Raw genomic sequence first — 13,493 nt, 5'->3', positions numbered from 1 at the left:
CCATGATCCGCCACCGAGCCCTGTTCGCCGCCGTCGTCACGGTGGCCGCCACCCTCACCGCGGCGGGACCCGCCGCCGCCGGGGGTGCGCTTCCGGTCGTTTCCCCGGCTCCGCAGCAGATCGAGCGGACCGCCGCGGACGTGCCGCTGCCGTCGTCGGTCGCGCTCGTCACCGACGCCACCACCGACCCGGCGGCGAAGGACCTGCTGACCTCGTTGCTGCGCGACCACGGCGTCAAGACCGGGAGCCGCGGCCTGGTCGTCCGGCTCGGCAGCACCGGTCGCGACGTTCCGGAGCAGGCCGAGGGGTACGCGCTCAGCGTGTCCCGCACCGGGATCACGATCGGCGGCCGTGACGGCGCCGGGCAGTACTACGGCGTGCAGACGCTGCGGCAGCTGTTCGTCCGGAACGGACACGGCTGGGCGATCGCCGGCGCGGCCGTGCGCGATTGGCCGGACATGGCGCTGCGCGGGTCGATCGAGGGCTTCTACGGTCCGCCGTGGACGACCGCGGACCGGCTGCGCCAGCTCGCCTTCCTCGGCGAGGTCAAGGCGAACACCTACATCTACAGTGCCAAGGACGACACCTACCTGCGCGCGCGGTGGCGCGACCCGTACCCGGCCGACGAGCTGGCCACGCTCGGGCAGCTGGTGCGCTCGGCCGGCGCCCACCACGTCGAATTCACCTACGCCCTCTCGCCCGGCGTCTCGATCTGCTTCTCCTCGGCGGCCGACGTCGCCGCGGTCGAAGCGAAGTTCCAGGCGGTCTACGACCTCGGCGTGCGTTCGTTTTCGCTGCCGTTCGACGACATCTCGTACACGAAGTGGAACTGCGCCGCCGACCAGGCGGCCTTCGGGGCACCCGGCCAGGCCGCCGCGGGCGCGGCGCAGGTCTCGCTGCTCAACGCGATCACCGAGGAGTTCGGCCAGACCCACCAGGGCGTCCGGCCGCTGCAGACCGTGCCGACCGAGTACAGCGACCTGAAGGATTCGCCGTACAAGACCGAGCTGCGCGAGCACCTCGATCCGTCGGTCGTCGTGCAGTGGACCGGGACCGACGTCGTGCCGCCGAGCGTCACCACGGCCGAAGCCGCGCAGGTGTCCACTGTGTACGGTCGCAAGGTGTTCCTCTGGGACAACTACCCGGTCAACGACTACGAGCAGTCGGCCGGTCGGCTGCTGCTCGCGCCCTACGCGCAGCGGGAATCCGGGCTGTCGGCCTACCTCAACGGGATCGTCGCCAACCCGATGAACCAGGAGGCCGCCAGCGAGGTCGCCGAATTCGGTGCCGCGGACTTCGCGTGGAACGACGCCGGGTATTCGCCGCAGCGGTCGTGGCCGCAGGCACTGGCCCGGCTCGCCGGGGGTGACCCGCGGGCCACGGCGGCGTTGACCGTGTTCGCCGACCTCGAACACCTGGCCCCGACGTTCGGCCCGACGCCGTGGCAACCGCAGGCGCCGGTTCTGGCCGCGAAGGCCGCGGACTTCTGGCGGCACTGGAACGCGGGGGACCACCGGGCCCTGGCCGAACTCCGGGCGTACGCGGTCCGCGTCCGCGACGCCGCCGGGGTGATCCGCGGCGGCCGGGTGCAGAGTGCGTTCGTCGCCGAGGCCGGACCGTGGCTGGACGCGACCGCGCTGTGGGGCGGCGCGCTGGTCACCCGCCTCGACGCGCTGGCCGCCGCCACCCGCGGCGACCAGGCGAAGGCCGACCGGCTCACCGCGGCCGCCGACGACCTCGTCACGCGAGCCACGGCGGTCAAGACCGGCGACACCAACCGGTGGGGCGTGCGGCAGGCCCTCGTCGGCGACGGCGTCCTCGATGCTCTCCTGGGCCGGCTGCGGGGGCAGGCGTGAACGCGGTGAGCAGGCGGAGCTTCCTCGGCGGCGCGGCGGCGATCACGGCCGGCGCGGTGCTGGCCGGTCCGGCGGGCGCGGCGGGACGGCGCGGCCTGAGCGTGTCCGGCGAAGAGTTCCTGCTGGACGGGAAGCCGTTCCAGATCGTGTCGGGGGCGATCCACTACTTCCGGATCCACCCGGACCAGTGGCGCGACCGGCTCCTGCGGCTGAAGGCGCTGGGGCTCAACACCGTCGAGACGTACGTGCCGTGGAACTTCCACCAGCCGAAGCCGGGCCGCGCCGACTTCGGCGGGTGGCGCGACCTGCCCGCGTTCCTCCGGCTCGCGGGGGAGCTCGGGTTCCCGGTGATCGTGCGGCCCAGTCCGTACATCTGCGCGGAGTGGGAGTTCGGCGGGCTTCCGGCGTGGCTGCTGGCCGACCGGGACCTGGAGCTGCGCTGCGCGGATCCGGCGTACCTCGAGGCCGTCGACGCCTGGTACGACCAGCTGATCCCGCGGCTCGCGCCCCTGGAAGCCCAGCACGGCGGCCCGATCGTCGCCGTCCAGATCGAGAACGAGTACGGCAGCTACGGAAACGACACGAGCTACCTCGCCCACCTGCGCGACGGCTTGCGGAGCCGGGGCATGACGAGCCTGCTGTTCGCCGCGGACGGTGCGTCGGACTTCTTCCTGCGCTTCGGTTCCCTGCCGGGCACCTTCGAGGCCGGCACCGGCGACGGCGATCCCGCGTCCGGCCTGGCCGCGCTCAAGGCGTTCCAGCCGGGCAAGCCGGCATTGATGGCGGAGTACTGGGACGGCTGGTTCGACCACTGGGGCGAGCAGCACAACACGCGCGATGCCGCGCAGATGGCGTCCTATGTGGACTCCCTGCTGGCCACCGGCGCGTCGGTCAACCTCTACATGGCCTGCGGCGGCACGAACTTCGGGTTCACCGCCGGGGCCAACACCTCGGGCACCACCTACCAGCCGACCGTGACCAGCTACGACTACGACTCACCGGTCGGCGAGGCGGGCGATCTGGGCGCCAAGTTCGCCGCGCTGCGGCCCGTGCTGACGAAGTACACCGGCGTCGTCGCGCCGGCGCCCGGCCCGTCCGCCCGGCTGGCGGCGCGGACCCTGACGGCTTCGGGTGCGGTGCCGCTGCTGGACTCCCTGGACGCGCTGGCGAAACCGGTGCGGTCCGCGCAGCCGGTGCCGATGGAACGCCTCGGGCAGGCGACCGGCCTGATCCACTACCGCACCGCGGTCCAGGGCCCGCATTCCGGACCGCTGAGCATCCACGGCCTGGCCGACCGGGCACTGGTCTTCGCCGACGGCTCGCCGCTGGGCGTGCTGGACCGCAACCGGCCGGCGGGCACGCTGGACCTGACGCTGACGAAGCCGTCGACCAGGCTGGACATCCTGGTCGACGCGATGGGCCGGGTGAACTACGGCCCCTACCTCGCCGACCGGAAGGGCATCGACGGCTGGGTCGCGATGAGCACCCAGCAGAAGCTGTTCGGCTGGGAGATCCGCCCGCTCCCGCTCGACGACCTGTCGGGCTTGCGCTTCGGCTCCGGCAGCGTCGCGGGCCCGGCGTTCCACCGCTTCACGACCGACATCACGGCCCCCGAAGACGGCTTCGTCGCCCTGCCCGGCTGGGAGAAGGGGGTGGTGTGGCTCAACGGCTTCAACCTCGGCCGCTACTGGAAGATCGGGCCGCAGCGGACCTTGTACGCACCGAAGCCGTTGTGGCGGAAGGGTACGAACTCGATCGTCGTCCTCGAACTGCACGAGCCCGGGCCGACGATCGAGCTCCGCCCGGTGCCGGACCTGGGCTAGGTGCGCGCGTCGCTGCTTGTCCGACGGCCGGGTCGAGCACTGGTCAGGCCGGGTTGGCCTGCCCCGGTGCCATCCGGAGTTCGTCCGGGACAAACTCTGCGTTCGCCTGCTGCTGGACCTTCGTCAGCGGCCGGCGGGCTTCGGCTTTATAGGGCGTGAGCACGATCTGCTCACAGGCTCCAGCGCAGATACCGCAATCGCGGGTGGTGCGGATGTCTCTGTGCCGGCCGGGGTCAGGCCCCGGGTGTGGAGACGTTCCCGGATCCGCAGCCGGCGGGCGGCGGTGATGTCGGCAGTGCGGCCTGGCCGCACCGGGCGGCGAGCAGGGCGATGACTTTCAGGACCCGGCGCCGCACCGTGGAGGCCGACACACCCGTGCCGCCGCCGAGGTCGGCCAGGCGCGGGTCGTGACGCAGCACGGCCAGCGCCTGTCCGGCGGGGGTGGCTTTGCGCCAGCGTGAGCGCAGCCGACCTCGGTGGCGGCGGATCGACTCGGCGACCATGGTCGGTCTGTCGCGGCAGGGAAGGGTCCCCTGGTAGGGAAGAGGACCGAAGCCCGCGCCTTACCGGACGGACGCGACGCTAGGCGGCCAGGCCCACGTGCAGGAACGCGAGCACCGTTCCGGGCCCGACCAGCAGGCAGATGGCGAGCCCGCCGAGCAGGGGCTCGTCGGCCCGGTACATCTTCCACAGCAGGCCGGCGGCGGCCGCGGCGGTGGCGGCGAGCAGGGTCAACACGACAACGGACATGGGGGTTTCCTTCGCGCAGCAGTGAGCACGACGCCGAACGGGGCGTCGTGTGAGGGGGTTCAGCTCGCGAAGGACGGCGGGGCGCGGGTGGAGCGCGAGGTCGGGAGCGCGACCGCCCGGAGTGCCTCGCCGGGGAGTTCGGCGCGCCACCACTTCGGGGCGGGCGCGACGCCGGCCGGGGCCGGGGCGATCGCCGGCGGGACCGGGGTGGTGGCCGGCCCGCGCGGGACGGCCGGGCGGACCGAGATCAGGTCGTGCGAAGGCGCGGTGGCCACCGCCGGGCCGTGCGGGGCCGGTGCCCACGGCTGGACCGCCGGGGCGCCGCCGAGGAACAACAGGACGGCAAGCAGCGACCCGAGGCGGCGGTACCGCCTCGGGTCGCTGTGCTGTCCGAATCGTCCGATGTGGTCAGGCTACCTCAGCCACCGCCGTAGGTGGCCTGGGTGACCGCGAAGACGTTGCGGTTGCCCGCGCCCTCCTGCAGCGACCACAGCAGGTCCGCGGCGGTGTCGTCCTCCCAGTAGGAGATGCTCTCGCCGCTGCCCACCCACGCGAACGTCGAGGAGCTCGCGCCCGGCTTCCAGTAGTAGAGCTGCTTCTGGCCGGAGGAGTTGAACCACCAGCGGCCGTTGTGCGACGCGACGCCGTTGAGCTTGTACCAGGGCAGCTGCAGCGCCTGGCTCGCCGTGGTCGTGGCGGCGAACACGCCGGAGGAGGCGAACGGGTAGCGGATCGCCCGCGGCGCCCGGTTCGGGTAGTCCGTGCAGCCCGACGGGCAGGTGTACTCGGTCATCACGATCGACTTGCTGACCCGGTCGAGCGAGATCGACGACCACGCGAGGTTCGTGCCCGACGTCGTCTTCGACGTGATCGACCCCACCTGCGGCAGGACGTAGGCGTAGTTGTGCGCGTAGTACGTGCTGCCGCTCTGGTGCCCGATCTGGTCGGCGGTCCCGCCGGTGTTCGTCTTGAGGATCTTGCGCATGTCGAACACGCGCATGCCCTTCCCGGTGTCGGCGACGTAGAGGTAGTCGCCGTACCAGGAGACGCCGCCCGCGTGGATCGGGATGTCCTTGAAGTCCGGCGCCGCCGCGGTCCCGGTCGGCTCGACCAGCAGGACCTTGCGGTAGGCGTTCGGGTAGGTGGCGTCCCAGTCGACCAGCGTGATCCGGCTGCGCTGCTGGGCGCCGTCGCAGCCGTCCTTGGTGTACCAGCTGACCAGCACGAGCTGGTGGCCGTCGTAGTTGCCGCTGTTGGCCGTGCCGACCGCGTCCCGGCTGGTGGTGATGCCCTGCGGGTAGTTCGCGCAGTCGGAGTTGTCGCCGCTGTCGAAGCGGAAACCGCCGGACAGACCGGACACGGAGAACGACGACGGCAGGGCGGTGCGGTCGTGGTTCGCGTTCTCCATCACGGTGTGCACGGCCGCCGTGCCCAGCGTCGAGACCAGCGCGTTGTTCACGGTGTCGAACTGGTTGTAGTTCGCCGCGAGGGTGTACTGGCTCGCGGTGAGGGTGGTCGGTCCCGCGGCGGCGAGCGCGGCCGGGGGAGCGGCGAGCAGGCCCGCGAGCACGCCGGCGGCGAGCGCGGCCCTGGTCCATCGATGGCGCAGTTTCATCTGACCCCCAAGAGTCCGATCGGTGCCCGGCTCATCGTCGTGCCGGACAGGTGGAAGAGCAACAGCCTTCGCCGGATGGGCGGTATCCGTTCACCAGCTCGACGGGACGTAGGCCCAGCCGAGGTAGTCGGAGCGCTGCGCGTAGGTGCTCGTCCGGTAGACCGACGGGCCGGTGCTGATCGCGACCCCGCCGCCGAGCGCGAGCATGATGTGCCCGTTGCTGGTGGTGCTGGTGAAGAAGACCGCCGCGCCGGCCGGGGCGACCGAGCCGGTGTGGATCCGGCCGTTGCTCTTCTGCCACTGGTAGTGCGTCGTGGCGCTGGCGAACCGGCCGCTCGTGCCGAAGGCGCGTTCGACGAACAGCTCGCACTGGTTGTTCCAGTCGGTGTGGCCCAGCCGCGCCTTGGCGAACGCGATCGCGCTGTCGGCCCGCGGGTCCGCGGCGGACGTCGAGCCGCCCGGCTCGAGGCCGTCGGTGTCGCAGTGCGGGACGCCGCCGACGAAGCCGTCGGTGCCGGTCTTGACGTAGGCGTCGGGCACCCACAGGTTGTCGGCGGTGAAGTCCCAGATCTCGTCCGACGCGGTGGCCTGGCAGACCACGGGCACCGCAGCGCCGGTGAGGTACTTGTCGGCGACGCTGCCCGTCGCGCCGGCCGCGTCACCCTTGTGCGCGCGGCCGTCGAGGTCGGCCTTGGCCGGGAAGGCGTGCGGGGTCGTGCACCGGGGCGCGACCATCGACGTCGAGCCGGTCTTGACGTAGGCGTCGGGCACCCACAGGCCGTCGGTGGTCAGGTCCCAGACGCTGCTGCCGCCGTAGGCCGGGCCGGTGTCCTGGCAGGCCAGGGTGACCGAGGTGCCCGCCGGGTACATGTTCGCGATGCGCTGCGCACCGACGGCGACGCCGGGGTCCTTGACGGTCCGGCCGTCCACTGTGGTCGAAACCGGGTAGGCCGACGCGGCCTGCGCGGCGGGGGCGGCCAGCCCGGTGAGTGCGGTGGCCAGGCCGATGGTGGCGACCGCGGCCTTGAGTGTGGTTCTCACGAGTCCTCCAGAACGCTTTGTGCGGCCGATGGTCGGGGGCGGCCGTACAAGAGCCGTACAAGCGCCCGGTCCGGAGTAGTACTTTCTGATGACCCCGGGTCCTCCGGACTCCCGATGTGCGTGCCTCGGGGAAGAGCGATCATGGACGTGTCGCCTTTCCCGTCGTCACAAGGAGAACCGATGCACCCGGCCGACTTGGTCCAAGGCCACGAACAAACCTGGTCGTGGCTCCTGCTCGGCCTGACCGGCGCCGTCGTGCTGGCCTTCGTCGTGCTGTTCCTGTCCGCGCTCGTCAGCATCCTCGGCTCGCGGCTGACCGGGGGCATGAAGCTCGTCTGGGTGATCTTCGCCTTCTGCGCGCCGTTCCTCGGCAGCCTGCTGTGGTTCGCGGTCGGCCGGCGTGACGCCTACCTGCCGGCCCGCCGATGATCGTCGCGGAGGGGCTGACCAAGACCTACCGCGGCGGCACCGGCGTCTCCGGGCTTTCGTTCACCGTGCGGCCCGGCGTCGTCACCGGCTTCCTCGGCCCCAACGGCGCCGGCAAGTCGACGACCATCCGCCTGATGCTCGGCCTGACCCGCGGCGCGGGCCGGACCACGTTCGGTGGGCGGGCTTACGCGGACGTCCCCGGTCCACTGCGGACGGTCGGCGTGCTCACCGACGCCGCCGCGGTGCACCCGGCGCGGACGGCCGCCGCGCACCTGCGGATGGTCGCCGCGGGCGGCGGCCTGCCCGCCCGGCGGGTCCGGGAGGTCCTGGCGGCCGTCGGGCTGGAGTCGGCCGCGAACCGGCCCGCCGGCCGCTTCAGCCTCGGCATGAAGCAGCGGCTCGGCCTGGCCACGGCGCTGCTCGGCGACCCGGAGTACCTGGTCCTGGACGAGCCGGCCACCGGCCTGGATCCGGAGGCAGTGCGGTGGATCCGGGATCTGCTGCGCGGGTTGGCGGGGGAGGGGCGCACGATCCTCGCGTCTTCGCACCTGCTCGCCGAGGTGTCCCTGCTCGCGGAGGACGTGATCGTGATCGGCGCCGGGCGGCTCGTCTCGGCCGGGCCGCTGGAGGAGTTCGTGCGGGAACACGCGCGGGCCGATGTCGTGGTGCGCGCCTCACAGCCCAGCGTGCTGCTGGTGGCGCTGGCCCGCGACGGCCTGCGCGTGAGGCAGGAGACGGCGGGCGAACTGGTCGTGGAGACGGCGGACACCGGCCGGGTGGCCGCGGTCGCCGCGCGTGCCGGGGTGGCCGTGCACGAGCTGTTCGTGCGGCGCAGCGGCCTGGAGGACGCCTTCCTGGCCGCGACCGCGGCGGCCGTGCGGTACCGGGGGGTGGGGTCGTGACGCACGCCCTCGCCTACGAATGGTTCCGCGTCCGGTCCCTGCGCTCCACGTGGCTGCTGCTCGCCGGCGCCGGGGCCGTTCAGTTCGCCTCCGGGCTCTACTGGGGGCTCAAACGCGACCTCGGCAGCTTGGACGCGTTCACCTCCGCGTTCGGCCTCACCGACCGCGTGGGCGCCTTGCTCGTCGCCGCCGTGGGGGTGGCCGCGTTCGGGCTCGACCACCAGCACGGGACCCTCGCCACCACCAAGCTCGTGCTGCGCTCGCCGGCCCGGATCGTCGGGGCGCGGGCGCTCGTGACCGCCGGGTTCGGGCTGGGCGGCGGCGTGCTGATGGCGGTGCTGACCGCCGCCGGGGTGCTCACCGGTGGGGGTGCCCTGCCTGCCGGCGCGGGGGCGGCAGGCAGGGCGGTCGCGGGCGTGCTGCTGCTGACCGTCCTTTCCGGACTCGCCGGGGTCGCGCTCGGCGGGCTGCTGCGGCACACCGGGCCGGCGATCGGGGTCTTCGCGGTGTGGGTGTTCGTCGCGGAGACGGCGCTGGCCGCGCTCGGCGGCGTGCCCATGACCGCCTTGCCGGTCAGCGGCACCGCGTTGTCCGCTCCTTCGGGCACCGGGGTGTTCGCGGGGCTGGTGGCCGCGGGGCTCGCGGTCGTGACCTTCACCCTGCCTCGCCGTGACGGCTGACCGCGTGCGCCCTAACCTGGGCACGATGAGGCGAGCGCTGGTGTGGTGGGACGGGCGCGCCCTCCTGCTCGCGCTCGACGTCGCCGTGGCCGCCGCCATCATCGCGGTCACCCTCGCCGGCGGTGACCCGCGTGACCCGCACCCGGCGCTCTACGTGCCGGCGGTGGTCGTCTCGGGGCTCGCGCTGCTCGTGCGGCGGCGCTGGCCGTTCCTGGTGCTGCTGGTCGCGGTCGCGTGCATGCCGGCCGGAGTGACGCTGCTGCCGCTGATGGTGGCGCAGTACTCGGTCGCCGTCCGGTACGGCGTGAGCGTCGTGACCGGGCTGGCGGTCGTCATCGCCGGGATCGCCGGGAACGTCGTGCCGGTGCTGCGGGCGCCGGAGAGCTTCACGCTGCTGGTGCTCGTGCTGGGCTTCTTCGTGCTCGGCCCGGTGCTGGCCGGCCTGTGGATGCACCAGCGCGCCGCCCTGCTGACCGTGCTGCGGGAGCGGGCCGACGAAGCCGAGCGCACCCGCACACTGCTGGCCGACCAGGCGGTCTTCGCCGAGCGGCGGCGGATCGCGCGGGAGATGCACGACGTCGTCGCCCACCGCGTGACGGCCGTCGCGCTGCAGGCCGGCGCGCTGTCGCTGCGGGCGCCGGACGAGAAGACCGAGCAGGCCGCCGAGACGATCCGGGCCACCAGCGCGTCCGCGCTCGACGAGCTGCGGGACATCCTGCGCGTGCTGCGCGACGACGCCGTCGAGGTGCCGGGCGCCGGGGTGCTCGCGTCGCTGGAAGACCTGGTGGAAGAGGTCACCGCGACCGGTGCGCGGGTCGAGCTGGCGCTGCCCGACCCGCTGCCCGTGGTGCCGGACCAGGTCGGCCGCGCCGTCTACCGGGTCGTGCAGGAAGCGCTGACCAACGCGGGCAAGCACGCGCCGCACGCGGCGGTCGACGTCCGGCTGGACGTCACCGGTGACCGGCTCGCGGTGGAGGTGACCAACCGGCTCACCCCGCACGGCAGCGCCGTCCCGGGGTCCGGCTACGGGCTGGTCGGCATGCGGGAGCGGGTGGAACTGGCGGGCGGCGACCTGCGGACGGGCCCCGCGGGCGACGGCCGGTTCCGGGTGCTGGCCCGGTTCCCGGTGGGAAGGGAAGCACGATGACGGTGAAGGTCGTGCTGCTGGAGGACGAGGAACTCGTCCGCAGCGGCATCCGGATGATCCTCGAGTCGGCCGACGACGTCGAGGTGGTGGCCGAGGACACCGACGGCTCGCGCGCGGTCGAGCTGACCGACCGCCACCGGCCGGACGTCGTGCTCACCGACGTCCAGATGCCGAAGGTCGACGGCCTCGAGGTGGTCAAGCGGCTGGCCGGCCACCCGGCGGCGCCCGCGGTGGTCGTGCTGACGACGTTCGACGTCGACGAGTACGTCTACACGGCGCTGCGCCACGGCGCGGCGGGCTTCCTGCTCAAGGACACCCCGCCCCGCGAGCTGGTGACGGCGGTCCGGGTGGCGGCCCGCGGCGAGGCGATGCTGTCCCCGAAGATCACCAAGCGCCTGCTCGCGGACTTCGCCTCGGGCGGCGGGAGCGTCCAGGCCAGGGCCCGGCTGTCGGTGCTGACGCCGCGGGAGCACGACGTCGCCGTCCACATCGGACGCGGCCAGAGCAACGCGGAGATCGCGAAGGCGCTCGTGGTGAGCGAGTCGACGATCAAAGTCCACATCGGACGCATCATGGCCAAGCTCGCGGCGGCGAACCGCACCCAGGTGGCGATCCTGGTCCACGACGCCGGCTTGAGCTGACGCGCTAGGCGCCGGCCGCGCGGCGCCGCAGGATCTTCAGGGACTGCTCGCACCAGCGCAGGTTCTCGCGCTCGAACGCCAGCCCGCGCATCAGCGTCAGGTACGGCCCGATCCGCTCCGCCTCGGCGAGGTAGTCGTCTTCGAAGCGGCCGTCCAGCAGCCGCGCGCGGAGCCGCTCGTAGCGGGCGATCTTGGCTTCCGCGCGGGCCATCCGCTCCTCGAGCGCGGCCTGCACCGCTGCGTCGTCGCCCTCGTCCACCGCTTGCACCTGGACCATGAGCTCGTCGCGGATCACGCCCGGGCGGGGCTGGCGCGCGGTGAACTCGCGCAACGCCCGGCGCCCGGCCTCGGTCAGCGAGAACAGGCGCTTGTCCGGACGGCGTTCCTGGTGCACGAGCCGGGCCGCGACCAGGCCGCCGGTCGCCATCCGGTCGAGTTCGCGGTAGAGCTGCTGCGGGGTCGCCGCCCAGAAGTTCGCCACCGAGGCGTCGAAACCCTTCGCGAGGTCGTAGCCCGACGCCTCGCCTTCGAGCAGCGCCGCCATCAGGGCGTGGCGCAGTGCCATACTCACTTAGTTGAGTGCTTCGCGCTGAATCTGCTCGAACTGAGCCGCCATCGCCTCGGCCAGTGCCTGCGCCGCCGACAGCGGGCGGACCATCACCGTGAACTCGTCGATCAGGCCATCGGCGTCGAGGTGCAGGAAGTCGCAGCCCTCGACCCGCACGTCCCCGATCCGGGCTTCGAAGACGAGCGCGTGGTCCCGGCCCTCGTCGCCGCTCAGCTCGCGCACGTAACGGAAATCTTCGAAGACGCGCAGGACACCCCGCAGGATCGCGGCGGTGATCGCCTTGCCGGGGTAGGGCTTGAACGCCACCGGGCTGCGGAACACGACGCTCTCCGCGAGCGTCGCGGCCATGGCCTCGGGATCACGGGCTTCGACGGCCTTGCGGAAGCTGCTCATGCGCCACCTCACCTAGTCAATTAGTTGAGTAGAGCGTAGCAGCATGGCCCTCCGTGACCGTTCGGCGACGCAAAGCTTCATCGCAGGCCGGTCACAGCTGTCGTCCCCACGCTGTGCCAAGGCCGGGTCAGGCGGAAGTCAACCGGCCATAGACGGCGGATGCTCGCGGGGGTGAGCTCGGTCGGTTTGGGCGCGCTGGTCACGGCGTGCGCCGGCAAGAGCGCGGTGACGACGTCCACCGGGGAAACCGTTGCGCTGCAAGCGGTCACCGACGCCGACCTCACGGCGCTCTTCGCCGGCGCGCGGACGTGCACTCTCACCGCCGCCACCACCCAGGGGCCGTACTACTTCGACGCCGACAAGATCCGCAGCGACGTCCGCGAGGAGAAGCAGGGGATGAAACTGCGGGTGGCCCTGCAGGTGCAGGACAGCGAGACGTGCAAACCGATCCCGCACGCCGTCGTCGAGATCTGGCACTGCGACGCCGGTGGCCTGTACTTCGGCGCGGAAGCGCAGTCCGGCGGCGGTGGTAGCACCCCGCCCACCGGGGTTCCGCCGCCCGGTGGCGACGCCGATCTCGAGCCCACCGACGACAAGCGGTACCTGCGCGGCGCCCAGGTCACCACCAGCGCGGGACCGTCGAGTTCACCACGATCTGGCCGGGCTGGTATCGCGGGCGGACCGTGCACGTCCACGTGATGGTGCACGTGGGCAACGAAAAGATGCTGACCACCCAGCTGATGTTCGACGAAGCGCTGAACGCCCGGGTGCCGGCGACCGAGCCGTACGTGCAGCGCACCGGGCGCGACACCTTCAACGACGACGATTCGATCTACCAGCCGGGCATGCTGCTTCCCCGCACGGGGTGGCACCGCGCCACCCGTGCGGGACCGCGTCACGACCGGGTCAGCCAGGTGGCGAGGGTCGTCTCCGCCAGCTGCGCGCCCGGGCCGGGCAGCAGGTCTTCCGGCCCCGGGACGGCTCCGAAGTACGGCGCCGCCGGGTCGGTGACCACCTCGCGTGGGTCGGAACGCGCGGTCAGCACGCGACGGACCCACTCGTCGAGGCCGAACACCTCGGGGCCCGCCACCTCGGTGACGCCGCCGACCGGCGTCCCCGCGGCGGTCCGGCCGACGGCGGCCGAGACCTCCGCGGCCGCCATCGGCTGCACGCCCGCGCCGGGCAGCCGGACCACGCCGTCGGTGGTCGAGGTGTCCGCGATGCCGCCGGCGAACTCGAAGAACTGCGTGGCGCGCACGATCGAGAACGGCAGGCCGGCCGTGGTGATCAGCTCCTCCTGCGCGAGCTTGGCGCGGAAGTACCCGACGCCGGGCTGGCGGTCCGTGCCGACCACCGAGAGCGCGACGTAGTGCCCGGCGCCCGCGTCCTTCGCGGCCTCGACGATGTTCCGGGTCGAGGTGGTGAAGAAGGCCATCACGTCGTCGTCGGCGAACGACGGCGAGTTCGACACGTCGACGACGACGTCCGCGCCCCGCAGCACCTCCTTGAGGCCCTCTCCGGTGAGCGTGTTCACGCCGGTGCTCGGCGCGGCGGGCACCGCCTCGTGCCCGTGCCCGGCCAGCCTCGCGACCAGGGCGGTGCCGATCAGACCGGTCCCGCCGATGACGACGACCTTCATGGGGCGTCC

At 72.7% G+C, this 13,493-nt stretch carries 16 protein-coding genes; 8 read left to right on the top strand and 8 right to left on the bottom strand.

Annotated features, from left to right (window positions below; translation table 11 throughout):
- The first annotated feature begins 2 nt into the window (after window positions 1-2).
- Entirely contained in the window at window positions 3-1,856 is a 1,854-nt protein-coding gene (locus MUY14_RS16120; protein ID WP_247023825.1) for a beta-N-acetylglucosaminidase domain-containing protein, read from the top strand.
- Between the two features lie 5 nt (window positions 1,857-1,861).
- Window positions 1,862-3,679, top strand: coding sequence for a beta-galactosidase family protein (locus tag MUY14_RS16115; RefSeq protein WP_247023824.1), 1,818 nt, complete (start codon window positions 1,862-1,864; stop codon window positions 3,677-3,679).
- 233 nt (window positions 3,680-3,912) lie between these two features.
- Here the strand turns inward: MUY14_RS16115 and MUY14_RS16110 are convergent, their stop codons facing one another.
- The 5 genes from MUY14_RS16110 to MUY14_RS16090 form a co-directional block, all read right to left on the bottom strand.
- Window positions 3,913-4,182 (bottom strand): transposase family protein, encoded by a 270-nt coding sequence (locus MUY14_RS16110; protein ID WP_247023823.1) that lies wholly within the window; start codon window positions 4,180-4,182, stop codon window positions 3,913-3,915.
- Window positions 4,183-4,261: 79 nt separating this feature from the next.
- Window positions 4,262-4,429, bottom strand: a complete 168-nt coding sequence (locus MUY14_RS16105; protein ID WP_247023822.1) for a hypothetical protein — start codon at window positions 4,427-4,429, stop codon at window positions 4,262-4,264.
- Between the two features lie 59 nt (window positions 4,430-4,488).
- Window positions 4,489-4,764: a hypothetical protein gene (locus MUY14_RS16100; protein ID WP_247023821.1), complete on the bottom strand. Its 276-nt coding sequence runs from the start codon at window positions 4,762-4,764 to the stop codon at window positions 4,489-4,491.
- An 83-nt stretch (window positions 4,765-4,847) separates the two neighbouring features.
- Window positions 4,848-6,044 carry a hypothetical protein gene (locus MUY14_RS16095; protein ID WP_247023820.1) on the bottom strand — a complete coding sequence of 399 codons (1,197 nt, stop codon included), beginning with the start codon at window positions 6,042-6,044 and terminating at the stop codon, window positions 4,848-4,850.
- A 90-nt stretch (window positions 6,045-6,134) separates the two neighbouring features.
- Complete coding sequence (locus tag MUY14_RS16090) at window positions 6,135-7,085, bottom strand: hypothetical protein (protein ID WP_247023819.1); 951 nt, start codon at window positions 7,083-7,085, stop codon at window positions 6,135-6,137.
- 180 nt (window positions 7,086-7,265) lie between these two features.
- On the opposite strand from MUY14_RS16090, the gene MUY14_RS16085 reads away from it, so the two are divergent.
- Genes MUY14_RS16085 through MUY14_RS16065 form a run of 5 tightly spaced genes read left to right on the top strand, consistent with a single transcriptional unit; the run spans window position 7,266 to window position 10,884 of the window.
- Window positions 7,266-7,514, top strand: coding sequence for a PLD nuclease N-terminal domain-containing protein (locus MUY14_RS16085; protein WP_247023818.1), 249 nt, complete (start codon window positions 7,266-7,268; stop codon window positions 7,512-7,514).
- Window positions 7,511-8,416, top strand: coding sequence for an ABC transporter ATP-binding protein (locus MUY14_RS16080; RefSeq protein WP_247023817.1), 906 nt, complete (start codon window positions 7,511-7,513; stop codon window positions 8,414-8,416). Before MUY14_RS16085 ends, MUY14_RS16080 begins: the two co-directional genes overlap by 4 nt.
- Complete coding sequence (locus MUY14_RS16075; RefSeq protein WP_247023816.1) at window positions 8,413-9,096, top strand: hypothetical protein; 684 nt, start codon at window positions 8,413-8,415, stop codon at window positions 9,094-9,096. Before MUY14_RS16080 ends, MUY14_RS16075 begins: the two co-directional genes overlap by 4 nt.
- A gap of 25 nt (window positions 9,097-9,121) precedes the next feature.
- A complete protein-coding gene (locus MUY14_RS16070) occupies window positions 9,122-10,243 on the top strand; it encodes a sensor histidine kinase (RefSeq protein ID WP_247023815.1) in 1,122 nt (373 codons plus the stop codon).
- Window positions 10,240-10,884 (top strand): response regulator transcription factor, encoded by a 645-nt coding sequence (locus MUY14_RS16065; protein ID WP_247023814.1) that lies wholly within the window; start codon window positions 10,240-10,242, stop codon window positions 10,882-10,884. Before MUY14_RS16070 ends, MUY14_RS16065 begins: the two co-directional genes overlap by 4 nt.
- A 4-nt stretch (window positions 10,885-10,888) precedes the next feature.
- On the opposite strand, the gene MUY14_RS16060 is transcribed toward MUY14_RS16065, so the two are convergent.
- Window positions 10,889-11,449, bottom strand: a complete 561-nt coding sequence (locus MUY14_RS16060) for a PadR family transcriptional regulator (protein WP_247023813.1) — start codon at window positions 11,447-11,449, stop codon at window positions 10,889-10,891.
- Between the two features lie 6 nt (window positions 11,450-11,455).
- Window positions 11,456-11,845 carry a nuclear transport factor 2 family protein gene (locus MUY14_RS16055; protein ID WP_247023812.1) on the bottom strand — a complete coding sequence of 130 codons (390 nt, stop codon included), beginning with the start codon at window positions 11,843-11,845 and terminating at the stop codon, window positions 11,456-11,458.
- A gap of 171 nt (window positions 11,846-12,016) precedes the next feature.
- Between MUY14_RS16055 and MUY14_RS16050 the strand changes: the two genes are divergently transcribed.
- The gene (locus MUY14_RS16050; RefSeq protein ID WP_247023811.1) at window positions 12,017-12,544 is read left to right on the top strand and encodes a hypothetical protein; all 528 of its coding nucleotides are present in this window, start codon (window positions 12,017-12,019) and stop codon (window positions 12,542-12,544) included.
- Window positions 12,545-12,740: 196 nt separating this feature from the next.
- Here the strand turns inward: MUY14_RS16050 and MUY14_RS16045 are convergent, their stop codons facing one another.
- Window positions 12,741-13,484: an SDR family oxidoreductase gene (locus MUY14_RS16045; RefSeq protein WP_247023810.1), complete on the bottom strand. Its 744-nt coding sequence runs from the start codon at window positions 13,482-13,484 to the stop codon at window positions 12,741-12,743.
- Window positions 13,485-13,493: the final 9 nt, after the last annotated feature.

The sequence above is a fragment of the Amycolatopsis sp. FBCC-B4732 genome (assembly GCF_023008405.1).
Classification (GTDB): Bacteria; Actinomycetota; Actinomycetes; order Mycobacteriales; family Pseudonocardiaceae; genus Amycolatopsis; species Amycolatopsis pretoriensis_A.
The sequence above is the reverse complement of the archived record's forward strand: the minus strand, read 5'-3'. Positions and strand labels throughout refer to the sequence as shown.